At 68.7% G+C, this 24,285-nt stretch carries 20 protein-coding genes; 10 read left to right on the top strand and 10 right to left on the bottom strand.

Annotation, left to right across the window (positions count from 1 at the left end; all coding sequences use genetic code 11):
• Positions 1-24 precede the first annotated feature (24 nt).
• On the top strand, positions 25-2,193 hold the full coding sequence (locus QM624_RS06480; protein ID WP_415089963.1) for a RecQ family ATP-dependent DNA helicase: 2,169 nt from the start codon (positions 25-27) through the stop codon (positions 2,191-2,193).
• A 572-nt stretch (positions 2,194-2,765) separates the two neighbouring features.
• On the opposite strand, the gene QM624_RS06475 is transcribed toward QM624_RS06480, so the two are convergent.
• On the bottom strand, positions 2,766-2,900 hold the full coding sequence (locus tag QM624_RS06475; protein WP_415089961.1) for a hypothetical protein: 135 nt from the start codon (positions 2,898-2,900) through the stop codon (positions 2,766-2,768).
• 195 nt (positions 2,901-3,095) lie between these two features.
• Positions 3,096-4,166 (bottom strand): hypothetical protein, encoded by a 1,071-nt coding sequence (locus QM624_RS06470; protein ID WP_415089959.1) that lies wholly within the window; start codon positions 4,164-4,166, stop codon positions 3,096-3,098.
• Between the two features lie 184 nt (positions 4,167-4,350).
• Here QM624_RS06470 and QM624_RS06465 point away from each other — a divergent pair, with 184 nt between their 5' ends.
• Entirely contained in the window at positions 4,351-5,871 is a 1,521-nt protein-coding gene (locus QM624_RS06465) for a xylulokinase (RefSeq protein ID WP_415089957.1), read from the top strand.
• A 145-nt stretch (positions 5,872-6,016) separates the two neighbouring features.
• Complete coding sequence (locus QM624_RS06460) at positions 6,017-7,054, top strand: LacI family DNA-binding transcriptional regulator (RefSeq protein WP_415089955.1); 1,038 nt, start codon at positions 6,017-6,019, stop codon at positions 7,052-7,054.
• Between the two features lie 20 nt (positions 7,055-7,074).
• Here QM624_RS06460 and QM624_RS06455 read toward each other — a convergent pair whose 3' ends face one another.
• The gene (locus QM624_RS06455) at positions 7,075-8,508 is read right to left on the bottom strand and encodes a glycoside hydrolase family 32 protein (RefSeq protein ID WP_415089953.1); all 1,434 of its coding nucleotides are present in this window, start codon (positions 8,506-8,508) and stop codon (positions 7,075-7,077) included.
• 228 nt (positions 8,509-8,736) lie between these two features.
• Here QM624_RS06455 and QM624_RS06450 point away from each other — a divergent pair, with 228 nt between their 5' ends.
• Positions 8,737-10,032, top strand: coding sequence for an oligosaccharide MFS transporter (locus tag QM624_RS06450; protein ID WP_415089950.1), 1,296 nt, complete (start codon positions 8,737-8,739; stop codon positions 10,030-10,032).
• Between the two features lie 114 nt (positions 10,033-10,146).
• Here the strand turns inward: QM624_RS06450 and QM624_RS06445 are convergent, their stop codons facing one another.
• Positions 10,147-12,234 (bottom strand): DNA gyrase/topoisomerase IV subunit B, encoded by a 2,088-nt coding sequence (locus QM624_RS06445; protein WP_415089948.1) that lies wholly within the window; start codon positions 12,232-12,234, stop codon positions 10,147-10,149.
• 163 nt (positions 12,235-12,397) lie between these two features.
• On the opposite strand from QM624_RS06445, the gene QM624_RS06440 reads away from it, so the two are divergent.
• On the top strand, positions 12,398-12,586 hold the full coding sequence (locus tag QM624_RS06440; protein WP_298133710.1) for a hypothetical protein: 189 nt from the start codon (positions 12,398-12,400) through the stop codon (positions 12,584-12,586).
• Between the two features lie 51 nt (positions 12,587-12,637).
• Here QM624_RS06440 and QM624_RS06435 read toward each other — a convergent pair whose 3' ends face one another.
• Entirely contained in the window at positions 12,638-13,342 is a 705-nt protein-coding gene (locus tag QM624_RS06435; RefSeq protein WP_415089946.1) for a DUF6882 domain-containing protein, read from the bottom strand.
• A 104-nt stretch (positions 13,343-13,446) separates the two neighbouring features.
• On the opposite strand from QM624_RS06435, the gene QM624_RS06430 reads away from it, so the two are divergent.
• Positions 13,447-13,959: an O-acetyl-ADP-ribose deacetylase gene (locus tag QM624_RS06430; protein ID WP_415089944.1), complete on the top strand. Its 513-nt coding sequence runs from the start codon at positions 13,447-13,449 to the stop codon at positions 13,957-13,959.
• A gap of 50 nt (positions 13,960-14,009) precedes the next feature.
• On the opposite strand, the gene QM624_RS06425 is transcribed toward QM624_RS06430, so the two are convergent.
• Positions 14,010-14,504, bottom strand: coding sequence for a GNAT family N-acetyltransferase (locus QM624_RS06425; protein ID WP_415089942.1), 495 nt, complete (start codon positions 14,502-14,504; stop codon positions 14,010-14,012).
• Positions 14,505-14,647: 143 nt separating this feature from the next.
• Entirely contained in the window at positions 14,648-16,015 is a 1,368-nt protein-coding gene (locus QM624_RS06420; RefSeq protein WP_415089940.1) for an RNA polymerase sigma factor, read from the bottom strand.
• 110 nt (positions 16,016-16,125) lie between these two features.
• Here QM624_RS06420 and QM624_RS06415 point away from each other — a divergent pair, with 110 nt between their 5' ends.
• The 4 genes from QM624_RS06415 (at position 16,126) to QM624_RS06400 (ending at position 21,555) form a co-directional block, all read left to right on the top strand.
• Positions 16,126-18,249, top strand: coding sequence for a S9 family peptidase (locus QM624_RS06415; protein ID WP_415089938.1), 2,124 nt, complete (start codon positions 16,126-16,128; stop codon positions 18,247-18,249).
• Positions 18,250-18,466: 217 nt separating this feature from the next.
• Complete coding sequence (locus QM624_RS06410) at positions 18,467-19,411, top strand: RNA polymerase sigma factor RpoD/SigA (protein ID WP_415089999.1); 945 nt, start codon at positions 18,467-18,469, stop codon at positions 19,409-19,411.
• 172 nt (positions 19,412-19,583) lie between these two features.
• Positions 19,584-21,107 carry an aldehyde dehydrogenase gene (gene adh, locus QM624_RS06405; protein WP_415089936.1) on the top strand — a complete coding sequence of 508 codons (1,524 nt, stop codon included), beginning with the start codon at positions 19,584-19,586 and terminating at the stop codon, positions 21,105-21,107.
• Between the two features lie 16 nt (positions 21,108-21,123).
• Positions 21,124-21,555 (top strand): DUF779 domain-containing protein, encoded by a 432-nt coding sequence (locus tag QM624_RS06400; RefSeq protein ID WP_415089934.1) that lies wholly within the window; start codon positions 21,124-21,126, stop codon positions 21,553-21,555.
• A gap of 16 nt (positions 21,556-21,571) precedes the next feature.
• Here the strand turns inward: QM624_RS06400 and QM624_RS06395 are convergent, their stop codons facing one another.
• From QM624_RS06395 to QM624_RS06385, 3 genes are all read right to left on the bottom strand, one after another.
• On the bottom strand, positions 21,572-22,423 hold the full coding sequence (locus QM624_RS06395) for an acyl-CoA thioesterase (RefSeq protein WP_415089932.1): 852 nt from the start codon (positions 22,421-22,423) through the stop codon (positions 21,572-21,574).
• A gap of 1 nt (position 22,424) precedes the next feature.
• Entirely contained in the window at positions 22,425-23,324 is a 900-nt protein-coding gene (locus QM624_RS06390) for a PAC2 family protein (RefSeq protein WP_415089929.1), read from the bottom strand.
• Positions 23,325-23,678: 354 nt separating this feature from the next.
• Positions 23,679-24,285 (bottom strand): DUF3418 domain-containing protein (locus tag QM624_RS06385; protein WP_415089927.1); only part of this gene is annotated, 607 nt, incomplete at its 5' end.

The raw sequence follows: 24,285 nt of genomic DNA, 5'->3' as shown, positions 1-24,285 counted from the left end.
GTGGGCCGTGAGACGGTGGCAGACATGAGCCCTTCCGCGACCGAGACGGCCCCTCCGACGAGCGAGCTGCGTGAGCGTGCGACCGCGATCCTCGCCGATCTCACCGGACGCCCCGACGCTGCCTTCCATCCCGGCCAGTACGAGGCGATCGAGGCGCTGGTCGCCGAGCGGCGCCGCGCCCTGGTGGTGCAGCGGACCGGCTGGGGAAAGTCGGCGGTGTACTTCATCGCCGCGCTGTTGCGTCGCCGCGAGGGTGCCGGCCCGGCGCTGATCGTGTCGCCGCTGCTGGCGTTGATGCGTGATCAGGTGCGCGCCGCCGAGCGGGCCGGCGTCCGCGCCGCCGCGATCAACTCGGCCAACGTCGCCGAGTGGCGCGACATCGAGCAGTTGCTCGACGACGATGCCGTCGACGTGTTGTTCGTCTCACCGGAACGCCTGGTCAACCCGCGGTTCCGGGCCGAACAGCTACCCCGCCTGGTGGCTTCGCTCGGCCTGCTGGTGATCGATGAGGCACACTGCATCAGCGACTGGGGCCACGACTTCCGCCCCGACTACCGGCGCATCCGTGACCTGATCGGCGAACTCGGCGACGGCGTCCCGGTGCTCGCCACCACCGCGACCGCGAACCAGCGGGTGGTCGACGACGTCGCCGAACAGCTCGGCACCGGAGGACGCGACGTGTTCACCCTGCGCGGGGCGCTGGCCCGCGACTCACTGCGGCTCGGGGTGCTCGAACTGGGCACCGCGCACCGTCGGCTGGCCTGGCTGGCCGAACACCTCGACACGCTGCCCGGAAGCGGCATCATCTACTGCCTCACCGTGTCGGCCGCCGAAGACGCCGCCGCCTTCCTAACCAAGGCCGGGCACCACGTCCTGCCCTACACCGGCCGCACCGACGCTGCCGAACGCCAGGCCGCCGAAGAGGCGCTGCAGGCGAACCAGGTGAAGGCGCTGGTCGCCACCTCGGCGCTCGGCATGGGCTTCGACAAGCCCGATCTGGGGTTCGTGGTGCATGTCGGCGCACCGAGTTCGCCGGTCGCCTACTACCAACAGGTCGGACGCGCCGGCCGCGCCACCGAACGCGCCGACGTGCTGTTGCTGCCCGGCATCGAAGACCGCGACATCTGGCACTGGTTCGCCACCAATGCGATGCCCACCCAGGCCCGGGCCGACTCCGTGCTGGGCGCCCTGACCGAGGCTGACCGTCCACTGTCGGTGCCGGCGCTGGAGGCTCGGGTCGATCTGCGCCGAGGGCCGTTGGAGCTGTTGCTCAAGGTGCTGGCCGTCGACGGCGCGGTCGAGTATGTCTCCGGCGGCTGGGTCGGCACCGGACGCCCCTGGCACTACGACGCCGAACGCTACGAGCGGATCGCCGCCGCCCGGGTCGCCGAGCAGGACGCGATGCTCGCCTACCAGGCGCTCGACAGCTGCCGGATGGCCTTTCTGACCCGCCAACTCGACGATCCGCACGCGGCGCCCTGTGGTCGCTGTGACGTCTGCGCCGGCAGCTGGTACCCCACCGATGTCACCGTCGCGGCCACCAGCACGGCCTCCGAAGCGCTCGATCGGGTCGGGGTCGCCGTGCCTCCGCGGGCCTTGTGGCCGACCGGCCTGGATCGCCTCGGCATCCGTGCCGACGGCAAGAACGTCACCGGAAAGATCGCCGCCGCCGAACAGGCCGAACCCGGCCGGGTGGTGGCCCGGCTCACCGATCTGGGCTGGGGCGGTCCGCTGCGCGAGCTGTTCGCGTCCGACGCCGACGGGCGTCCGATCGATGCCGAGGTGCCCGCCGAGTTGGGCCGGGCCTGCCTGCGCGTGCTGAAGGCGTGGGACTGGGCCGAGCGACCGGCCGCCGTGGTGTGGGTGCCGAGCGCGGGCCGTCCGCGCCTGGTGGAATCGCTGGCCACCGGCATCGCCTCCGCCGGACGCCTCAAGCTGCTCGGTCCGCTCGCCCTCAACCCGGACGCCGGCGCCGGACGAGGCGCCTCCAACAGCGCTTACCGAGTGCGCGACCTGTGGGAACGGTTCGCGGTGCCGGACCAGCTGGCCGAGGAACTGCGCGAGGTGCGCGGCCCGGTGCTGCTGGTGGACGACCTGATCGACTCGCGCTGGACGATGACGGTGGCTGCGCGTTTGCTGCGTCGCGCCGGTGCTGATTCGGTCCTGCCGTTCGCGCTCGCCCTCGCCGGCTGACCGCTCCTCGCCCGTCGATCACAATGCGCCGGAATCAGGACAGTTTCGCCCGAATACGCCCGTCGACACCGCCAAAGGTGACATTATTCGCCAGTCGGTTGCAATTGCCGAGATAGGCGTCTATTGTCAACGAAGACATACGACCGCGACCACAGAAGGGAGGCCGAGAGAGATGATGATCCGATTCACATCGAAGATCGACGGCACTGTCGTGCCGGCCCTCGGCTGCGTGGGCGGTACGTCGCTACTTGCCGGTTGACGGTGCGACGACTGCCGATCCCCTCCTACTGAGGGGTCTGCCGAGCGCCCCTTGCCGAGGACTGTCGAGTTCTTCCTGCCACGATTGATCGCACACGAGCGATCGCCGTCGGCACGCACCGAGTCGGCAAGCCTCTGTCATCGCCGGCACCGGTAGACAAATCGGAATCGCCGCGAAGCACCACTTCATTGCAGAAAAGCCCGCCGTGGCCTACCCGCGTCCACGCCATTTGTGGACACGCTAATTAGCCTGCCAATTTCAGAAATGCGCCATCATGAATACGCTAGAAAAGCCCATACACGAATACACAACGTCAACCGAACTGCGCCGACTGTCTGTCTTCGATCGCCTCGCCCTGCACGGTGGCCTCGCCTTGATCCGCTGGGCTCAGCGCGAGCAGCCGTCGATGCCGTCCGAGCAGCACCGGATCGACGCCGGACGTTCGCATCGCTTCGATTCGGTGTCCGAATCACGCGAACGGATCGAGGCGCGTCATCGGCTTCGTGCCGTCGGCTGATCCCGATCAACCGGTGACTGCGGTTGCCGCGCGAGCGGCGCTCCGGACGATCAACTGGCCGGCGAAACCCTCAGGGTTTCGCCGGCTTCGTCGTTTCACGTCCGTTCGGCTGACGTCCGCGCGGCGTCACACCCCCGCGGTCAGCCCCAGACCGGTGATCGCCTCGTGGAAAGTGGCGGCCGCCCGCCCCCAGACCGGATCACCGGTGAACAGTCCCGGCAGGATGGGCACCAGGCCGGACGAGAAGTCCTGGCTGGCCTGCTGCGGCAGCAACGACGGCAGGTTGTCGATGACGATGGCGTCCAACGGCACCGGATCGTCCCAGATGCGCCGCACAGGCTCGCTCCAACTGGTGAGCCGGTTGCTGACCGGCAGCAGGTTGAGATCAGAAGGAACATCGGCGGTCACGTCGGCCAGCACCCGCAGGCGGCGGCCCGGACGCGTCCGATCGGCCTCGGTGAGGAACGGCGGCTGCGGCACGTTGGCATGCACGCAGTGCACCAGCAGATCGTGCGCGACCAGGGCGTCGGAGTCGAGGTCCCGGGTGTCGTCCCGGTCCCAGCGGGAAACCCCGACACCGGCCAGAACCAGGGCGTCGGTGGCACCCCGCCCCGCCCGTCCGAACGCACCGGTGACCACCGCGGTGGCACCGGTCAACCGCGTACCGGCGTCCTCCAGCTTCCCCGCCAGCTCGTCGAGCGACATCGGCACCAAGGGCGCGGTCAGGTCACCCGCGAGTTGCAGCGCGCCGAGCGCACCGCCGACGAAGCCGGCCCAGTAGCCGAAGGCGACCACCCGCTGGCCGGATTCGTTGACCAGATACTCAAGATCGAGCAGCTCTCCCCCGCCGGCCACGAACCTGCGCAGCAGTTCCGGTGCGCCCTGCTGGCCCTTGTAGGCGTGCCCGAAGTAGATGTGCCGATGGCGCAGCTGAGCCGGCCCATCCGGCAGCTCCTTGATGCCGAGGATGACGACGTCGGGGTCGGCATCGAGCCAGGAACGCGCCGGCACGACCTCCAGACCCTGCGCGCGATATTCCTCGTCGGGGTAGACCCGCGTCGTCGACGACTCCACCAGCACTCGGATGCCGGCCGCCTCGACCTCGGCCGCGCCTTCCGGCGTGAGCGGGGTGCGCCGCTCGCTGGGGCGCTCCTCGGCGCGCAGCAGGATCGTGGGCTTCGGCGGGTTAGTGGTCATTGCCGCAGGTTATCGCCCGTCGGCGGTGAGTCCCGAGGGCACACCGCTGCGTTGGACATGCTTCCGGCAACAGCCCGTCCGGCGCAGGGCGGCTCTCGTCCCCCGGGACAGCCGTCCGGAACTCCGGCGGCAGCCGGACGCGACCGTTACTCTCGAACGATCGGATCCGCACAAGGAGGTGCACATGTCCAGCCCGCTCGTCATCGGTATCGACAGCTCGACCACCAGCACGAAGGCCCTCGTCGTTGACGCGACCGGCTCGGTCCTCGCCCAGGGCAAGGCCGAGTTCGCCATGCAAACACCACGCGTCGACTTCTACGAACAGGACCCGCGGGACTGGTGGCGCAGCACCAACGACGCCGTCGCGCAGGCGGTGGCCGCGCTGTCGGCGGCCGACCGGGCCCGGATCACCCATCTGTGCGCCACCATCCAGCGCCAGACCTTCACCCTGGTGGACGCCGAGGGCGAGCCGCTGCGTCCCGGCATTCTCTGGCTGGACGGACGCGCCGCCGACCAGGTGCGCCGCTTCGGCACCGAGCACATCCATCAGCTGACCGGCTTCCAGCCCGACGTCACCCCATCGGTGTACAAGATCGCCTGGCTGAAGGACAACGAGCCCGAGGTGTTGCGGCACGCCCACAAGGTGGTCGGCGTGCACGCCTATCTGGTGCACGCGATGACCGGACGCTGGGTCGATTCGGCGGCGACCGCGGACAGCCTGGGCCTGTTCGACATGGCCCGGCTCGACTGGTCGGAAGAGATGCTGACCCACGCCGGGCTGCGCGCCGAGCAGCTCTGCGAGCTGGTCCCGGCGGCCAGCGTGATCGGCCTGATCAACCGCGAGATCACCACCGCTTGGGGGCTCGACCAGGAGGTGCAGGTGGTGGCCTCCTGCGGCGACGGCCAGGCCGCTGCGCTGGGCGTGGGCGCGATCGGGCTCGACGAGGCCTACCTGAACATGGGCACGGCCCTGGTGGCCGGCGTCCACTCGCCGCGCTATGAGCATGCCGCGGTGTTCCGCACCGATGCCGCCGGCATTCCGGGCCAGTACGTGCTGGAGATCGTCCAGAACTCGGGCGCCTATCTCGCCGGCTGGTTCCGGGAGAAGCTCGGCGACCCGGCCCTCGGGGGCCGTCCGGACCCGGCGCTGGACGAGCAGGCCGCCGCCGTGCGGCCCGGCTGCGGCGGCCTGGTCACGCTGCCCTACTTCAACGCCGTGCAGAGCCCGTTCTGGAATCCGGTCGCACACGGCGCGATCGTCGGACTGGCAGGCGCCTACGGACGTGCCGAGCTGTACCGGTCGACCCTGGAAGGCATCAGCATCGAGATGGCCCGCAACCTGGCCGGGCTCGCCGACACCACCGGCGTCCCGTTGCGAACGGTGACCGCGGTCGGCGGTGGGCAGCGTTCCCCCCTGTGGCGGCAGATCATGACGGACGCGATCGGGCTGCCGCTCACCGAGAGCCCGACCGAGGAGGTGTCTGCGATGGGTGCCGCGGTGATGGCCATGGCGGCCACCGGCACGCACGACTCGCTGGAGATCGCCGCCAAAGCGATGTCCCGGCACGGCAGCACGACCGAGCCGGACGCCGCCACCCACGAGGTGTACCGGGAGCTGGGCGAGATCCAGGCGGCCACGTACCACGGGCTGAAGGACATCTTCGACCAGCAGTACGAGTTCGCTCAGCGGCATCCGCTGCACTGAACCTGTCATCGATCCAGCCCCAACCCGTCCTCCGGGGTTGGGGGGTCGTCCCGCGACGAACCTGGCGCTTTCGAGATGAGCGTCTCGGCTTCTCCATAGACTGGGCCGAAAGCCGGGTGCGACGCTCGGCGAAGGAGGCGAGGCAATGACCCGGGGACCCACTCGACGGCCGACACTGGCCGACGTCGCGAGGGAATCCGGCATGTCCAAGGCCGCCGTGAGCATGATCCTCAACGACAAGCCGGGCACCCGGCTGTCCGCCGAGGCGGCCGAACGGGTGCGCGCCGCCGCTGCCAAACTCGACTACCGCCCCAACCCCGCCGCCGTGAGCCTGCGGCAGGACACGACGCACACGATCGGCTTCATCTCCGACCACGTCACCCTCACCCGCTACGCGTCCGGCATGATCCGCGGTGTCCTCGGCGCCGCCAAGCAGCGCGGCTACACGGTTCTGATGACCGAGACGGACCGCCACGAACTCGCCGACGCCGTCGAACTCATGCTCGACCGGCGGGTCGACGGCATCCTCGTCGGCCTCCTGGGTGCGCGCATGATCGATCTGCCCGAGGTGCGCTACGTTCCCCTCGTCGTGATCAACGGCACGAGTTCCCGCGAGCATCCCAGCGTGCTGCCCGACGAGCGCACAGCGGGGCACGCCATCGCCAACCTGCTCATCGAGGCGGGACATCGACGCATCGGGCTGATCGGCGACATCCCGAGGGTGATGGGTGACCCACGGGCATCGGTCACCATCGGTGAGCGGTTCAAGGGCCTCGACGGCGCACTCGACGCGGCCGGCATCGTCGCGGTGCGTGCGGTGGTCGACGATTGGCAGCCTCATGTGGGCTATGAGTACGGGTTGCGCATGCTCACCGAGCACCCTGAACTCACCGCGATCATCGCGCTCAACGACAACGTCGCGTTCGGCGTCTATCAGGCGGTGGCGAAGCTGGGCCTGCGTATCCCCGATGACATCTCGGTTGTCTCCTTCGACGACGAAGAGGTCGCCGCCTACCAGCGTCCGGGTCTGACGACCGCCCGGCTGCCCTATGAAGAGATGGCACAACGCGGCGTCGAGATGCTGATCGGCGACTACGAGCCCTCACACACGATGCTGCCCATGCCGCTGGTCATCCGTGAGTCGGTGCGTCCGCTGCGAGTCGCTGCGTCGACCCGCAGCTGAGCTCCGCACCCGCGTCCGGCTCACAGCGGCGCGACGACCAGGGAGCGCACGACGGCCTCGCCACCTTCTGCGAAGACTTCGATGCCGCGACTTTCGGGCGACGGAAACACCAGGTCGGTGAGGGCAACCTCACCGTCGGCGGCGAGCAGTTCCACCGAGGAGACGTCGATGAAGACGTCGAGGCGCACCACCTCGGCGCCCATCGCCGCCTCGTCCTGCGGGTCGGCCACGGGCAGCGGGGCCGTGTGCACCGCGGCGAAACCTTCGTGGAAGCCGGACTCACCGGAAGATGTCCGGTCCAGTGAGATCGTGCGGGCGTCCCGATCCACCACGATGCGGGTGCGCTCGCCGTCGTCGCCGACCCTGACGTCCATACCGGCCCGGGTGGCCGACCCGAACTCAAGCTCCAGCGACACACGGGCGGCCAGGACGTCGACCGGCACCCGCCAACGCCCGTCGATCCGCAGGTGCTCGGCTTCATGGACGGGCGGCGCATCGGCCACGACCACCTGCTGGACGAGCCGTAGCCCGGACGGACGCTCGCGCAGCGAGAGTCTGCGCGGCAGCGTCATCGAGCCGCGGAAGCCGTCCGCAGGGACATCGGCGGCATAGGCCCAGTTGTTCATCCACCCCTGGATGACGGGTTCGGGCTCATCGGTGCCCGTGTAGGAGATCGCGGCGTAGAAGTCGGAGCCGAGGTCGAGCCAGCGTGCGTCGTCGAGCGGCCGAAAGCTCTTCCCGTCGTAGGCGACGACGGCGTACTGCATGCCGGAGCCACCGACCGGCCCACCCGCCTGCACGCTGAGCAGCAGCACCCAGGCAGTCTCGTCGGTGCCCTCGATGGGTACCCGGACGATGTCGGGGCATTCCCACACGCCCGCGGTGAAGCCGAAACCACCCATCTCCGAGGAGAGCCGCCAGTCGAGAAGGTCCGCCGACCGGTACAGCCGCACGGCACGATCCTCAGCCATCACCAGGACCATGACGAACTCGTCGCCGTCACGAAGGATCTTCGGATCGCGGAACTCCGTCGACCCGATGTCGAGTACCGGATTGCCCGCGTACTTCTGCCAGGTTCGTCCACGGTCACGGCTGAACGCCACCGACTGGCTCTGCACCTTCGAGACCGGGTCGTGGCTGGTGTAGAGGGCCACCATGGGCGTCCCAGTGGTCGTACCGAACCCGGAGACGTTGCGTTCGTCGACGACGGCGCTGCCCGAGAGCACCCACTCGTTCGCGGTGCTCGGGATCGCGACCGGCAACTCGACCCAATCGACGAGATTGGTGCTGACCGCGTGCCCCCAACTCGGGTTGCCCGCCACCAGTCCGGTCGTGTTGTGCTGGAAGAACAGGTGGTACTCACCCTCGTGGAAGAGCATGCCGTTGGGGTCGTTCATCCAGTTCCGGCGGGGCGTGAAGTGGGCGAGCGGGCGGAAGGACGGGTCGAAGGGCATCGTCGATCTCTTTCTCGGTTCGGGCGGGTTTCGGTGCCGCGCGCCAAGACCACACCGTTTCAAGGCTCGCGTTGTTGAACGGTTTTAGCACAGTTGACCGCGGAGACCGCGACAACCGAGCCCAATCGGGGTCATGCGCAAGCTAAAACCATTCATCACGTCTTGCATCGCAGAGTGGGCGCAGCTATCTTACCGCTGAAAGCATTCAGCATGATCAAAGGAGGCCGGATGGCCATCAACTCCAAACTGTTCAAGAACGGCGCATACCTGCAGAGCTCGACGACCCTGTTCGTCTTCTTCGCCTCGTGGGGCATCTGGTGGTCGTTCTTCTCGAGCTGGCTCGACAAGAGCCTCGGGCTCAACGGCGGCCAGATCGGCACGATCTACTCGGTGAACTCGCTCACCACCATCGCGGTGCTGCTGTTCTACGGCATGACGCAGGACCGCCTCGTGCTGCGCCGACACCTGGTCATCCTGGCGTCGTCGGTCATGGCGTGCCTGGCACCGTTCGCGATCTTCGTCTACGAGCCGCTACTGACGAACTCGTTCGCGCTGGGTGTCGTGGTGGGCGCCATCTACCTGCCCTTCGGCTACACCGCCGCGGTCGGCCTGCTGGAAGCCTTCTCCGAGCGGCTGAGCCGCACCTACGGCTTCGACTACGGCCAGGCCCGCGGCTGGGGATCGCTCGGCTACGCGGTTGCCGCGCTGTTCACAGGGTTCATCTTCACCGTCAACCCGCACATCAACTTCTACCTCGGCTCGGCACTGGGCATCGTCTGCCTGCTGGTGCAGATCTTCTGGAAGACCGACAACGTGCCGCTCGCACCGGGTCACACCGAGCACCCGCACGCACCGACGCTGCGCGAGATCGTCTCGGTGCTCAAGTTCAAGCACCTCTGGGTCATCATCGGCTTCGTCATCTTCAGCTGGACGTTCTACAACCTCTACGACAACCAGATGTTCCCGAACTTCTACCGCGCGCTGTTCCCGAACGAGGACATCGGCCTGCACACCTACGGCATCCTGAACTCCGTCCAGGTGTTCGCCGAGGGCTTCTGCATGATGCTGGTGCCGATCCTGATGCGCAAGGTCGGCGTGCGGAACATCCTGCTGATGGGCGTCACCGTGATGGCCTTCCGGATCCTCGGCTCCGCCGTCTTCACCGATCCGATCGTCGTGTCCTGCATCAAGATGCTGCACGCCATCGAGGTGCCGCTGTTCGTGCTCGGCATCTTCCGCTACCTGACGCTGCACTTCCCCTCGGCGCTCTCCGCGACGCTGTACATGGTGGGTTTCGAGATCGCCGCGCAGCTGGGTAGTGCGCTCTTCTCGACCCCGTTCGGTTACATCCGCGACGCGCTGGGTTACCAGCCGACGTTCTACATCATCTCCGCCGTGGTCGCATGCGCGGGCGTGTGGGCATTCTTCGCCCTCAAGAAGGATGACGAGGACGTGGAGGGAGATCCCTTCATGCGCGATGGGCACTCCGGCGTGACCGGCGTGATGAAGCCGGTCGACGCCTAGGCTCACCGGCCACCGTTCGAAAAGCCCGGCCCTTCGGCCCCATGATGGCGCTCGCCGCCCCCATGGCCGAAGGGCCGGGCTTTCGAGTCTCCGCGTCCGTCCGGACGGACGCGTTCAGGCGTCGATGCGTTCGGCGTCCAACGCGTAGGCGCCGGCGATGATGAATTCCTTGCGGGGCGCCACATCGTTGCCCATCAGCTTCTCGAACGTCGCCATGGCCTGCTCCAGCGACTCGCCCTCCTCGACGGTGATCCGGCGCAGCGTGCGGTGCCGCGGGTCCATCGTGGTCTCCTTGAGCTGATCGGCGTCCATCTCACCGAGGCCCTTGTAGCGCTGCGGCTCCTTGAAGTTCACCCCGCGCTTGGCGAGCTCGGCGAGTTTCCGCTGGTACTCGGCTTCGTTGTAGGTGTAGATGTACCGGTCCTGCCCCTTGCGGGGATTGGTCAGTTCGAACCGGTGCAGCGGCGGCACCGCGGTGTACACCCGGCCGGCCTCGATCATCGGCCGCATGTACTTGAAGAACAGCGTGGTGAGCAGGGTGCGAATGTGGGCGCCGTCGGAGTCGGCGTCGGCCATGAAGATCACTTTGCCGTAGCGGGCCTGCTCGAGCTCGAAGGAGCGACCCGAGCCGGCGCCGACCACCTGGATGATCGAGGCGCACTCAGCGTTCTTCAGCATGTCGCCGACGCTGGCCCGCTGCACGTTGAGGATCTTGCCGCGGATCGGCAGCAGCGCCTGGAACTCCGAGTTCCGGGCCAGCTTGGCCGTGCCCATCGCCGAGTCGCCCTCGACGATGAACAGTTCGGAGCGCTCGCCGTCGGTGCTGCGGCAGTCGGCCAGCTTGGACGGCAGCGTGCTCGACTCGAGCGCGTTCTTGCGGCGCTGGTTCTCTTTGTGGGCCCGGGCCGCAACCCGGGTGCGGGACGCCGAGACCACCTTCTCCATCACGGCACGGGCCTGCGGACGTTGCGCCGCCCGGTTGGAGGTGAGGAATTCGGTGAGCTCGGACTCGACGATCCGGGCGGCCAGCCGGGCCACCGGCGGCGTGCCGAGGACCTCCTTGGTCTGGCCCTCGAATTGCGGCTCGGCCAGCCGCACCGTCACCACCGCGGTGAGCCCTTCGAGAATGTCGTCCTTGACGACCTCTTCGCCGGACTTGAGCAGTCGGGTGCCCTCCAGCGCCTTGCCGAAGGCGCGCACCAGGCCGCGCTCGAAGCCGGTCACGTGGGTGCCGCCCTTGGGGGTGGCGATGATGTTCACGAACGACTGGACGTGGCTGTCGTAGCCGGCGCCCCAGCGCAGCGCGATGTCGACCTCGAGCGTCCGGTCGACGTCGGTGGGCGTCATCGCGCCGTCGTCATCGAGCATCGGAACGGTTTCGGTGAACGAGTCGCTGCCCTGCAGCCGCAGCACCTCGGTGACCGGCGCGTCGGTGGCCAGGAACTCACAGAACTCCGAGATGCCGCCGTCGTGCTTGAACACCTCGGTGGTCGGCTCATCGCCTCTGGAATCGGTGACCACCAGTTCCAGCCCGGGCACCAGGAAGCTGGTCTGCCGGGCCCGCGCCACCAGATGGCTCAGCGACAGCTGCGCGTCGGGCAGGAAGATCTGCCGATCGGGCCAGTACCGGACGCGGGTGCCGGTGCGGCCGCGGGCCGCCCGTCCGACCTTGGCGAGCTGACCGCCCGGGGTGAAGGCGGCGTCCGGCCCGGGACCGTCGAACGTGCCGGGGACGCCGCGCCGGAACGACATGCCCCAGGTGGCGCCCTTGCGGTCGACCTCGACGTCGAGCCGGGCCGCCAGCGCGTTGACCACCGAAGCACCCACGCCGTGCAGGCCACCCGTGGCGTTGTACGAGCCGGCCCCGAACTTGCCGCCCGCGTGCAGCTTGGTGAAGACCACCTCGACGCCGGACAGCCCGGTCCGCGGCTCGATGTCGACCGGAATGCCGCGGGCCACGTCGGCCACCGCGATGCTGCCGTCATGGGCCAGCTCGACCCGGATGGAATCACCGAACCCGGCCAGCGCCTCGTCGACGGAGTTGTCGATGATCTCCCACAGGCAGTGCATCAGGCCCCGGGTATCGGTCGAACCGATGTACATGGCCGGCCGCTTGCGAACCGCCTCGAGCCCCTCGAGAACGAGCAGATGACGGGCCTCGTAGTCACGCCCCTCGGCTGCGGGTTTGCCTTTGATGGTCACGCGATGAGGCTAGCGCCCGGCACCGACACGATCGCGTAACCTCCGCGCGGCGTGCCTGCCCTAGCCGGGGTTGATCTCCGGGGGTAGTCTCGCGCCACGGAACAAACCGGCCGGATCAAGAGTTGATATTGGTAGACTCAACCCGGAACAGAAGGGAACGCGGATGAGCACGACAGCTGTTGAGGAGCTGACCGCAGCGGACCGTTGCGATCGTTGCGGGGCGCAGGCCTACCTGAGGGTTACCCTGCACACCGGCGAGCTCCTCTTCTGTGCCCACCATGGCAAAGCCCACGCCGATCGGCTGAAGCAGGTGGCACTGACCATTCAGGACGAGACGAACAAGTTGATCTGACACACACAAATCTCGCGAACGCCCCGGACAGCCGTCCGGGGCGTTCGTCGTTCAGAGACTCGCGCCCGGGCTCACAGTGCCGCTGATGTTGGTGATCCGGCCCTGCTCGTCGAACGTCACGGTCAGCACGTCCGGCCCGAGGTGCACCCTCAGTTGGCGGTCGTCGCCGGTGACCCGCAGGTTGTGCACCGCGGCGTAGGTGAGCACCTGGGCGCGCGGGTTGCCCGGCTGCAGGTCGACGGCGGCCATGATCCGCCGCGGGAAGGTGACCGCCTGAGCCGCCGGACGCGGAACCGCCGGATCGACGATCCCGAAGTAGGCGATGCCGGCGCCGTAGTCGGCGGAGTAGAACGCGGTCGCCCCGACCAGGGGTGCCGCGACCAGCGCCACGCTGGCCCCGGCGCCCAGCCCGGTGTCGAGCACTCCGGTCAGGCTGAACTGAGGCTCACCGAGTTCCCACAGCCCCCATGGACCGGCCACCTCGGCGGCCCTACGGACGGGTGCGATCGCCGGCAGCATCGGCGCGAAGCCCTGGTTCGCCCACGACCACAGCCAGGTGCCGGTGGCTTTGGACACCGTGCCGAGCAGCACCACCCGCAGCGGACGGCCGGCGATGGTGACCACCCCCTGCTCGATATCGGCCTGGTAGGCGCCATTGAGGTCGACGACTGAGGCGAGCGCCTCCTGGGCTTCCATCGCGATGGGAACGTGCGCCACCACGGCCTCGTTGAAGCGCTCATGGGTGAGATCCGGCATGGCCGCCAGACTACTGCCCCGCAGTAGCCGCTCACGGTCGTCGGACGGCAACGGGCAGCACTCCCCCGCTGGGCAAACGGCGGCAGCACTGGCATCGTGGAGCGATGACCACCATCGAAGCCGCGCTGGGCGACATCACCGCCGAGAAGGTGGACGCCATCGTCAACGCCGCGAATTCGAGCCTGCTCGGCGGCGGTGGCGTGGACGGCGCCATCCATGCCGCCGCCGGGCCGCGCCTGCTGGAAGCCTGCCGTCGGCTGCGCCGCACCGAGTGGCGCGAGGGGCTGCCGGTCGGCGAGGCGGTCGCCACCGACGCCTTCGACCTGCCCTGTCGCTGGGTGATCCACACCGTGGGGCCCAATGCCCACCGCGGCCAGACCGATCCTGCGCAACTGGCGTCCTGCTTCACCCGCAGCCTCGACGTCGCCGCCGGCCTGGGTGCGACGAGCATCGCGTTCCCGGCGATCAGTGCCGGCGCGTACGGCTGGGACGCCACCGACGTCGCGCGGATCGCTGTCGGGGCCGTCCGCGGCCATCAGGCGTCCGGAGTGGAGCTGGTCCGCTTCGTGCTGTTCGGCAATCGGCTGCTGGACGCCTTCCGCGCCGCCCTCGACTGATCTCTCGTCGGTCGAGCTGGCCTCCAGGTCCGATCCCGCGGGACACCAGCTCAGTGGCGCACCATGCGTGCCTGCAGGACGCCCTCGAAGACCGGCGCCACCTCCTGCCGTGCCCCGTCCAGTTCGAAACCGACGGAGCGGTAGAAGCCGATCGCCCGCTCGTTGCTCTCCACCACCCACAGGTGGCAGGCCGCATCACCCACCGCCGTGCGCACCAGCGCCTTGCCCAGACCGAGCCCTTGCGCTCGGCGGAGCAGGTACAGCCCGACCAGTTCCAGCGGCACCGGCGCCTGGGGCGAGCTGTCCACGCTCGCGTGGGCGTAGCCGACGATCTCGCCGTCCAGCAGGCCCAGCCAGACCGTCTCGCCGGCGTCCAGCGCCCGCTGCCACAGCTCGATCGCCCGCGGGATCCGCTCCCACTGGGCGGCGATGACGGCCTCCGGCAGCAGCCCGGTGTAGGCCTCGCGCCAGGCCGTCGCCCGAACCTGCGCCAGCGCCTCCAGATCGTCCGGCGTCGCCGGTCGAATCGTTGTCGCGAACGCCATGCCCACAGGCTAGAGAAGGCGCTGATCAACGCACCAATCGCCGGTCGAGCCGTCTGCTCCCTCCAGGGGTTCGACAAGCTCCGATCAATGCGAAGCGCCCGGCACCCTTGTGGAAGGGGTGCCGGGCGCTTGGGCTTGCTGACTCAGTCCAGGTAGTCGCGCAGGACCTGCGAGCGCGACGGGTGCCGCAGCTTGCTCATCGTCTTGGACTCGATCTGCCGGATCCGCTCGCGGGTGACGCCGTAGACCTTGCCGATCTCGTCCAGCGTCTTGGGCTGGCCGTCGGTGAGTCCGAAGCGCATCGAGACCACGCCCGCCTCACGCTCACTCAGGGTGTCGAGCACGTCGTGCAGCTGCTCCTGCAGCAGGGTGAAGTTGACCGCCTCAGCCGGGACGACCGCCTCGGAGTCCTCGATCAGGTCGCCGAACTCGGAGTCGCCGTCCTCGCCCAGCGGGGTGTGCAGCGAGATCGGCTCGCGGCCGTACTTCTGCACCTCGACGACCTTCTCGGGGGTCATGTCGAGTTCCTTGGCCAGCTCTTCCGGGGTTGGTTCGCGGCCGAGGTCCTGCAGCATCTGGCGCTGCACGCGAGCGAGCTTGTTGATCACCTCGACCATGTGCACCGGGATGCGGATGGTGCGGGCCTGGTCGGCCATGGCGCGGGTGATCGCCTGCTTGATCCACCAGGTGGCGTAGGTGGAGAACTTGTAGCCCTTGGTGTAATCGAACTTCTCGACCGCACGGATCAGGCCCAGGTTGCCTTCCTGGATCAGGTCGAGGAAGAGCATGCCGCGACCGGTGTAGCGCTTGGCCAGCGAGACGACCAGACGCAGGTTGGCCTCCAGCAGGTGGTTCTTGGCGCGCCGCCCGTCGAGCACGATCCACTCATAGTCGTCGAGATCGGTGGCCGGGATATCGCGCCCCGAGGTCATCGACTCCTCGGCGAACAGGCCGGCCTCGATCCGCTTGGCCAGCGTGACCTCCTGCTCGGCGTTCAGCAGGGCGACCTTGCCGATCTGCTTCAGGTAGTCCTTGACCGGGTCGGCGGTGGCACCGGCGACCAGCACCTGCTGCTCGGGCTCGTCGGCGTCATCGGCGTCAGAGACGATGAAGCCCTCGTCCTCGGTGAGTTCCTTCTCGACGACGGCCTCTTTGGCCTCCTCGAAACTGGAGTCGTCGACGTCGTCGAGCGAACGCCGCTTGCCGCCGACGGTCAGCACGACGTCGTCGCCCTCGCGGGCGAACTTCACGTCGACCGTCGTCGGCGCGGCCAGCACGTCTTCGACGGTCGGCACGACTGCGTCGGTTGCGGCGACAGCCTTGGGTTTGCGTGCGCGACCGGACGTCGCCGATGCTGTCGAAGCGCGTCGTCGGCGAGGAGCCGCCGCCTCAACGGGTACGGTTTCAGATCGGGCTGCGGCAGTGGAGCGTGGTGACACAAGTAGCCTCTCGGATTCTTGGTTTTGGGCACACGACAACCGGGGGTTGTCAATGGCCAGCGCCTGAGCCATTCTGGCACGCCGGCCGTCACATTCCAAACCCAGGGCGTCGCGACGTGTGCTATCGCACGGCCGCCGTCCATCGAGAATCCGTCGAAGCGGGCGGCACTAGGGTTGTCACCATGCCGCAGCCTCCGCGCCCGCCGGCGCGTCCCGTCGTCCGCAGCCATCACGGTGACGACTTCGTCGACGACTTCGCCTGGATGAGCGATAAGCATTCCGAAGAGTTCCTGGCCCACCTGGCCGCCGAGAACGCCTACACGGTGGCTCAGACGGCCCATCTGGAGGCGCTGCGCGAAGAGTTGTACGGCGACATCCTGGCCCGCACCAAGCAGACCGACCTGACGGTGCCCGACTTCGTCCGGCACAGCGACGGCTCCACCTGGTGGTACTACAGCCGCTCGGTCGAGGGACTCGACTACCCCATCCACTGCCGGCTGGCCGCCGACGACCCGGAACAGATTCCCGACGTCACCGAGGCGCCGGAGGCCGAGCAGGTGGTGCTCGACGAGAACGAACTCGCCCACGGCCAGAGCTTCTTCGCGCTGGGCCTGTGCGACGTGTCGCCGGACGGGACGCGGCTGGCCTGGAGCGAGGACCTGACCGGTGACGAGCGGTACCGGCTGCGGGTGATCGAACTGGCCACCCGCACCGAGCTCGCCGCACCGGACGTCGATGTCGCCGGCGGGGGGTGTTGGTGCGGCGACGACCGGCTGGTCTACCTGACCGTCGACCCGGCCTGGCGTCCCGACCGGGTGTGGCTGCACACCCTGGACGGCAGCGCCGACGACGTCCTGCTCTGGCATGAGCCGGACGAGCGGTTCTGGGTGGGCGTGGACGAATCACGCGACCGCACCCGGGTGCTGCTGGCGGCCGAGAGCAAGCAGTCCGGCGAGTACCGGCTGCTGGACGTGGCCGATCCGACCGCGGGTGCCCGGGTGGTGGCGCCACGCCGCGACGGCCTGGAGTACAGCGTCGAGGTCGGCACCGATGCCCTCTACATCGTGCACAACGGGGCCGCCTCCGAGTTCCAGCTGGCCCGGGCCCCGTTCACGGCGTCCGATGTCGACGCCTGGCAGCCGCTGGTGCCGCAGCGTCCGGGCGTCCGGATGCTCGGGGTACAGGCCTACGCCGACTACCTGGTGCTCAGCTCGCGCCGCGACGGGCTGCCGCTGATCGAAGTCATCGCGCGCACCCAGGACGGCGGCTGGGGCGAACCCGCGCCGATCACCTTCGACGAACCGCTGTACAGTGCCGGCGCGTTGTCGGCCGACGATCCGGCCACCGACCGGATCCGGCTGGTGCACGAATCGCTGGTCAGCCCGCGCCGGCTGGACGAGTACCGGCTGGACACCGGAGCCCGCCGCACCCTGAAGCAGAGCGAGGTGCTCGACCATCCGGTGCACGGCGCCTACGACCCCAGCCGCTATGTGCAGCGCCGCGAGTGGGCGATCGCGCCGGACGGCACCCGGGTGCCGCTGTCGATCGTCCATCGCGCAGACGTCGTGCCCGACGGCAGCGCCCCTGCCCTGCTCTACGGCTACGGCGCCTACGAGCATTCGCTGAGTCCGTGGTTCTCGATCCCCCGGCTGAGCCTGCTCGACCGGGGCTTCGTGTGGGCGATCGCGCACGTCCGCGGCGGCGGCGAACTGGGCCGGGCCTGGTACGAACAGGGCCGGCTGCTGGCCAAACCGAACACGTTCAGCGACTTCGTTGCGGCCGCCCGGCAGCTGGCCGAATCCGGCTGGACCAGCCCCGACCGGCTGGTCGCGCAGGGTGGCTCGGCCGGCGGCCTGACCATGGGCGCCGCGGTCAACCTGGCCCCGGACGCCTTCCGCGCCGTCCATGCCGACGTGCCGTTCGTCGACGCGCTGACCACCATCCTCAATCCGGAACTGCCGCTGACCGTCACCGAGTGGGAGGAGTGGGGCGACCCGCTGCACGATCCCGAGGTGTACCGATGCATGAAGGGCTACACGCCGTACGAGAACGTGCGGGCGGCGCGCTACCCGTCCGTGCTCGCCACCACCAGCCTCAACGACACCCGGGTCGAGGTCACCGAGCCCGCCAAATGGGTGGCCCAGTTGCGCCGCACGGTGATCGCGGACGAGGCCCGTCCGATCCTGTTGCGCACCGAACTGGTGGCTGGTCACGGCGGCGTGTCGGGTCGTTATCAGGCCTGGCGCGACCTGGCCTTCGAGCTGGCCTGGATCATCGACCAGGTGGCGCCGGAGCGAGCCGAGTAGCTGCGTCTCAAGACCTGTTCGCGGCGGCGTGGCATCCTGGAAGACGACACCGGCGCGACCGGATCCGAGGTCGATAGCCTCCGCGGTCGGCGTCCAGGTACGACTACGGTCTTGGTTTGCCCCTCGGGGCTGCGCTCAGGGTTCATTGGGGGCCGTCAACGGAAACATCGTCGCTGGCGCTGCGTTGTACTGATGACGGAGCGAAAGGACACACATGATCTCGACTGCGCACCGCATCCGGAGCACTGACGGAATCGATGGCAAGGATGCCGTTGGCCTGTATCTGGACGGAATCGCCAAGACCGCACTGTTGACCGCCGAAGAGGAAGTCATCCTCGCCAAGCGGATCGAGGCGGGGCTGTTCGCCCGACAACTGCTCAACGGCACCGTGGACGACGAGGCCACCCGCCCGCACGGAGCCAGCGCCGACGAACTCGAACAGATCGCCACCGAGGGCGAGCAGGCGCTACAGCGCTTCATCACCGCGAACCTGCGACTCGTCGTCTCGGTCGCCCGCAAGTACGGCCGGGCCCAGATGCCGCTGCTCGACCTGGTGCAGGAGGGCAACACCGGACTGATCCGCGCCGTGGAGAAGTTCGACTACAGCAAGGGCTTCAAGTTCTCCACCTACGCCACCTGGTGGGTCCGCCAGTCCATCTCGCGTGGCATCGCCCAGCAGGGCCGCATCGTCCGGCTGCCGGTGCATGTCGCCGAACAGGTGAACCAGGTGTCCGCCGTCCGCCGCACCCTGGAGCGCCGCTTCGGCCGCGAGCCCGAACTGGTGGAGATCGCCGACGAGCTCGGCCTCACCGAGGAGCAGGTGATCGACCTGCTGCGGCTGGCCCGTGATCACGTCAGCCTCGACGCCCCGGTCGAAGAGGACGGTGACACCGCGCTCGGTGACCTGCTGGCCCGTGAGATGTCCCCCGGCCCGGACGAGATGGTGCTGGACGCCGAGGAACGCGCCCGCCTGGACGGCATGCTCTCCACGCTGGACGATCGTTCGGCCGACGTGGTTCGCCGCCGTTACGGCCTGGTCGACGGCCGTCAGGCCAAGCTGGCCGACATCGCCGCCGTCTGGGGCATCACCGCCGAGCGCGTCCGCCAGATCGAACGGCACGCCATCGCCAAGCTGCGCAGCACCCACGACCTGGCTGCCTGAGACCTCCCGAAACGGAAGCGGCCCGTTCCCCATCCCCCCGGGGCGGGCCGCTTCCTTGTGCCCGGACGACTTCTGGGCACCTGCTCTCGGACCCACCTCTGGGTCCGGTCGGCTAGCCTTCCGGACACGCGGCCGGACCGCCCGGTCGCGGTGCGCAGACAAGGAAGTCTCCATGACCGTTTACGCAGCGCCGAACACCGACGGCTCTCCGGCCAGCTTCAACAGCCGCTACGACCATTGGATCGGCGGCGACTGGAAGGCGCCGGCCAAGGGCGGCTACTTCGAGAACCCGTCGCCGGTCACCGGCAGGCCGTTCACCGAGATCGCCCGGGGCACCGCCGCGGACATCGATGCCGCCCTGGACGCCGCCCACGCCGCCGCACCCGCCTGGGGCAGGACCAGCGCCGCCGACCGGGCCGGGGTCCTGCTGAAGATCGCCGACCGGATGGAAGCCAACCTCGAGAAGCTGGCCGTCGCCGAGACCTGGGACAACGGCAAGGCCGTCCGGGAGACCCTGGCCGCCGACCTGCCGCTGGCGATCGACCACTTCCGCTACTTCGCCGGCGTGCTGCGTGCGCAGGAGGGCACGATCTCGCAGATCGACAACGACACGGTCGCGTACCACTTCCATGAGCCGCTGGGCGTGGTCGGTCAGATCATTCCGTGGAACTTCCCGCTGCTGATGGCCACCTGGAAGCTGGCTCCGGCGCTCGCCGCCGGCAACGCGGTGGTGCTGAAGCCGGCCGAGCAGACCCCGGCGTCCATCATGGTGCTGATGGAGCTGATCGCCGACCTGATTCCGCCCGGTGTGGTGAACGTGGTCAACGGCTTCGGCGTCGAGGCGGGCAAACCGCTGGCGTCGTCCAGCCGGATCGCGAAGATCGCCTTCACCGGCGAGACCACCACCGGCCGGCTGATCATGCAGTACGCCAGCCAGAACCTGATCCCGGTCACCCTGGAACTCGGCGGCAAGAGCCCCAACATCTTCTTCGAGGACGTGGCCCGAGCCGACGACGACTACTACGACAAGGCGCTCGAGGGCTTCGCCATGTTCGCCCTCAACCAGGGCGAGGTGTGCACCTGCCCGAGCCGGGCATTGATCCAGAACTCGATCAAGGACTCGTTCCTCGAGGCGGCCACCGAGCGGGTGAAGAAGATCGTTCAGGGCAACCCGTTGGACACCGCCACGATGATGGGGGCACAGGCCAGCAACGATCAGTTGGAGAAGATCCTGTCCTACATCGACATCGGCACCAAAGAGGGTGCGACCATCGTCACCGGCGGCGAGCGGGTCGACCTGGGCGGTGACCTGTCCGAGGGCTACTACGTGGCGCCGACCATCTTCACCGGCCAGAACAGCATGCGGATCTTCCAGGAGGAGATCTTCGGCCCGGTCGTCGCCACCACCGGTTTCGACGACTACGACGACGCGATCCGGATCGCCAACGACACCCTCTACGGCCTGGGTGCCGGCGTCTGGTCGCGCGAGGCCAACACCGCCTACCGTGCCGGTCGTGACATCCAGGCCGGCCGGGTGTGGACGAACTGCTACCACGCCTACCCGGCGCACGCTGCGTTCGGTGGTTACAAGGGGTCGGGCATCGGGCGCGAGAATCACGCCATGATGCTCGACCACTACCAGCAGACCAAGAACCTGCTGGTGTCCTACTCGCCGAAGGCGATGGGGTTCTTCTGATGCACCGGATGACCCGATGACCGTCTCACGCGTCGACGTGACCGCGGAGGCGGCGGAGATGATCCGCCGCCTCCGCGGCGAGCACGGCCCGGTGATGTTCCACCAGTCCGGCGGCTGCTGCGACGGCTCGTCGCCGATGTGCTACCCCCAGGGGGACTTCCTCACCTCGGACGCCGACACGCTGCTGGGCACGATCGACGTCCGGGAGCCCGGCTCGGCCGGTGAGCCGGAAGCGGATGACCTGGTCGAGGTGTGGATGAGCGCCAACCAGTTCGCCTACTGGCGGCACACCCACCTCACCATCGACCTCGTCCCCGGACGCGGTGCCGGCTTCTCGCTGGAGGGACCCACCGGGTTCCGGTTCCTGATCCGGTCGCGGCTGTTCACCGACGACGAGTCCGCCGAACTGGGCGAGACCCCGAAGGTGGGGTTGCTGCCGCCGCCCTGAGGCGCCCGGCGACAGGTCAGGCGTCCAGGACGCGGATCAGGCCCTGCTGGGCGCAGGAGGCGGCCAGGACGCCGTCCGCGGTGAACAGCCGACCCTGGGAGAAGCCCAGGCCGCCGGACGCCGACGGTGAGGTCTGGTCGTACAGCAGCCACTCGTCGGCACGGGCCGGGCGGTGGAACCACATTGCGTGGTCGATCGAGGCGGCCTGCATCCGTGACGACATGAACTCCACCGGATGCGTCAGCGTGCTGACGCTGAGCAGCGAGATGTCGGACAGGTAGGCCAGCACCATCTGGTGCAGTCGCGGGTCGTCCGGCAGTCGTGACTCGGTGCGGATCCACAGCTGCAGTTGGGCCGGTCCGGGTCGATCGGACGCCGGCTCGGTCGCGTAGCGGACGTCCAGCGCACCCCACTCGGCCTCCCAGAACTCGGCGGTCTGGGCGGACCGCTCGCCCAGCACGTCCGCGGCCGGACGGCAATTCTGGGGCAGCGGGACGCCGACCGGGAGCGGATCGGCGTGGTCCAGCCCGTCCTCGTCGACGTGGAACGAGCACACCATCGAGAAGATCGGACGGCCGTTCTGCCGGCCGACCACCCGGCGTTGGCTGAACGCACGTCCGTCACGGGTCGGCTCGACCACGTACAGGATCGGGCTGGCCGGTGACCCGGGCCGCAGGAAGTAGGCGTTGAGCGAGTGGGCCACCCGTTCGGGCGGCATGGTGCGGTACGCGGCACCCAGAGCCTGGGCGAGCACCTGTCCGCCGAAGGAACGCTGCCGGACCGTCTCGGGCTGCGGCCCGCGGAACAGGTCGGTGTCGAGCTGTTCGAGTTCGAGCAACCCCACCAGTTCGGCGGCGGTGCGTGGCACGTCAGTTCTGCCCGTTGGACGAGTCGTCCTGTTCGGCCAGGAACTGCTCGACCGCGGCACCGATCTCATCGGCGGTGGGCACCGACGTCCGGCCCGATTCCGACAGCTGGTCGTACTGCTCTTCGAGCGCGGCCAGGACGGCCGGGAACTCGGCGTCCTCCTCGACCTCGGCCGCGATCGTCGCCAGCTGCTGTTCGGCCTCTTCGTCCAGGTCGCCCAGCGGGATCTGCAGGCCGGCGGCCTCGTTCATCCGTCGCAGCACCGCCGCGGTCGCCTGCGGGAAGGTCGACTGGGCCAGGTAGTGCGGCACGTGGGCGACGAAGCCGAGGCCGGTCAGCCCGACCTGGCCGGCGCAGAACTCGAGCACCGCCGAGAAGCTGCCCGGAATCTGCACCCGGTCGATCCACAGCGGGTTGCCGGTGGCCAGCTTCGAGTCGGTGGAGTGCGAGGTGACCAGGGTCGGCCGGGTGTGCGGCACCGCCATCGGCACGCCGCTGCCGGTCAGCAGCATGGCCGAATGCAGCCGTTCGGCGATGCCCAGCACCGCCTGGGTCATTCGCCGCCACTGGCTGTCCGGCTCGGGGCCGACGAGCAGCAGGAACGGTGTGCCGGCGGCGTCGATGACCTTGTAGAGCAGCAGCGAGAAGTCCTTCATCGACACCCAGCTGTTGGTGTCGAAGACCATCTGCGGACGGCGACTGCGGTAGTCGTGCAGCTGATCGTGGTCGAACTCGGCCAGGATCTCGTGCTCGCAGTTCTGCAGGATGTGGGCACCGAGGTTGCGGTTGATCGAGGCCGCGTCCACATACCCCTCGAACAGGTGGATCAGCACCGGACGAACACCGTCCAGGCTCGACCAGACCTCGGGGTTGAACGTGTACAGCAACCGGGGATCGATCACCCGGCCACCCTAGCGCGAGCGACTCCAACCACCGAGTGACTACGCCGACGGCGTACGCCGGCGATGCCGAGCAGGTACTGGCGGGTCCACTCTGATATCGACCCCAGAGTGCTGAACCGCACCGGTGAGCCAAGGCATGACCACACCGCCTTGAGGCCGATCAGCGACCTCTCTGGGGTCGATTTCAGACTCCTGCGGAGTAGCCCCCGACGGCAGACGATCGCCGTCATACACGTAGGGAAGCGCTGATCATCACGTCATCCCGGGCTCCGACCCGGGATCTCCGGCGGGAGGGGATCCCGGATCCCGGATCAAGTCCGGGATGACGGTGCAGCGGGCGTGATCAGCGCGCCCTCAGGACAGCGTCACCTGGCTCATCGCCGTCCGGACGCGTTTGGCGGAGACCGGCGCTGCCGTGCCGAGGGTTTGCGCGAACAGGCTGACCCGGAGTTCTTCGAGCAGCCAGCCCACCTCGGCGACGTCCGTGGGCAGCGGGCCCGCCGGATAACGGGCGCAGAGTGCGGCGTACTCATCCTCGAGCTGCTCGATCACCTCGGCACCGGCCCGGTCGCGTCCCGGATTGTTGCGGGCCGCGGTCAGCCGCAGTTCGACCGCATGCAGGTAGCGCGGCAGCCGCGACCAGTGCGGCTCCGGCGTGCCGGCGATGAAACCCGGATAGATCAGTCCGGCGAGCTGTTCGGTGACGTCGGCGCGCACCGGTGCGGGCGCCGAGGGAAGCGCCAGCTGGATCCGTTGGTAGCGCTGCAGGACCTCACCGGCGGTCGTGACGATGGCCAGCATCCGATCTGCGGTACCGGTGCGGACGCGGTCGCGCAGGGCGGCGAAGGCGTCCGGGTCGCGAATCAGCCACGGGTCACCGGACGCGGGGTTCGACGACCGCGCCGGGCCGGACGTCCCGATCAGGGCGCCGGCCGCGGCCAGCCGGGCGTCGGCGAGCAGT

It is taken from the genome of Micropruina sp. (genome assembly GCF_047606365.1).
Classification (GTDB): domain Bacteria; phylum Actinomycetota; class Actinomycetes; order Propionibacteriales; family Propionibacteriaceae; genus Micropruina.
This window is presented reverse-complemented; position numbering and strand designations above follow the sequence as displayed.

What these genes read in the sequence shown, in the direction of transcription:
- QM624_RS06435 (WP_415089946.1), bottom strand. Translation starts at nt 13,342, where the DNA reads ATGCCGGATCTCACCCATGAGCGCTTCAACGAGGCCGTGGTGGCGCAC.
- QM624_RS06415 (WP_415089938.1), top strand. Translation starts at nt 16,126, where the DNA reads ATGCCGCAGCCTCCGCGCCCGCCGGCGCGTCCCGTCGTCCGCAGCCAT.
- QM624_RS06420 (WP_415089940.1), bottom strand. Translation starts at nt 16,015, where the DNA reads ATGGCTCAGGCGCTGGCCATTGACAACCCCCGGTTGTCGTGTGCCCAA.
- adh (WP_415089936.1), top strand. Translation starts at nt 19,584, where the DNA reads ATGACCGTTTACGCAGCGCCGAACACCGACGGCTCTCCGGCCAGCTTC.
- QM624_RS06480 (WP_415089963.1), top strand. Translation starts at nt 25, where the DNA reads ATGAGCCCTTCCGCGACCGAGACGGCCCCTCCGACGAGCGAGCTGCGT.
- QM624_RS06450 (WP_415089950.1), top strand. Translation starts at nt 8,737, where the DNA reads ATGGCCATCAACTCCAAACTGTTCAAGAACGGCGCATACCTGCAGAGC.
- QM624_RS06475 (WP_415089961.1), bottom strand. Translation starts at nt 2,900, where the DNA reads ATGCGAACGTCCGGCGTCGATCCGGTGCTGCTCGGACGGCATCGACGG.
- QM624_RS06470 (WP_415089959.1), bottom strand. Translation starts at nt 4,166, where the DNA reads ATGACCACTAACCCGCCGAAGCCCACGATCCTGCTGCGCGCCGAGGAG.
- QM624_RS06455 (WP_415089953.1), bottom strand. Translation starts at nt 8,508, where the DNA reads ATGCCCTTCGACCCGTCCTTCCGCCCGCTCGCCCACTTCACGCCCCGC.
- QM624_RS06460 (WP_415089955.1), top strand. Translation starts at nt 6,017, where the DNA reads ATGACCCGGGGACCCACTCGACGGCCGACACTGGCCGACGTCGCGAGG.
- QM624_RS06465 (WP_415089957.1), top strand. Translation starts at nt 4,351, where the DNA reads ATGTCCAGCCCGCTCGTCATCGGTATCGACAGCTCGACCACCAGCACG.
- QM624_RS06440 (WP_298133710.1), top strand. Translation starts at nt 12,398, where the DNA reads ATGAGCACGACAGCTGTTGAGGAGCTGACCGCAGCGGACCGTTGCGAT.
- QM624_RS06430 (WP_415089944.1), top strand. Translation starts at nt 13,447, where the DNA reads ATGACCACCATCGAAGCCGCGCTGGGCGACATCACCGCCGAGAAGGTG.
- QM624_RS06400 (WP_415089934.1), top strand. Translation starts at nt 21,124, where the DNA reads ATGACCGTCTCACGCGTCGACGTGACCGCGGAGGCGGCGGAGATGATC.
- QM624_RS06425 (WP_415089942.1), bottom strand. Translation starts at nt 14,504, where the DNA reads ATGGCGTTCGCGACAACGATTCGACCGGCGACGCCGGACGATCTGGAG.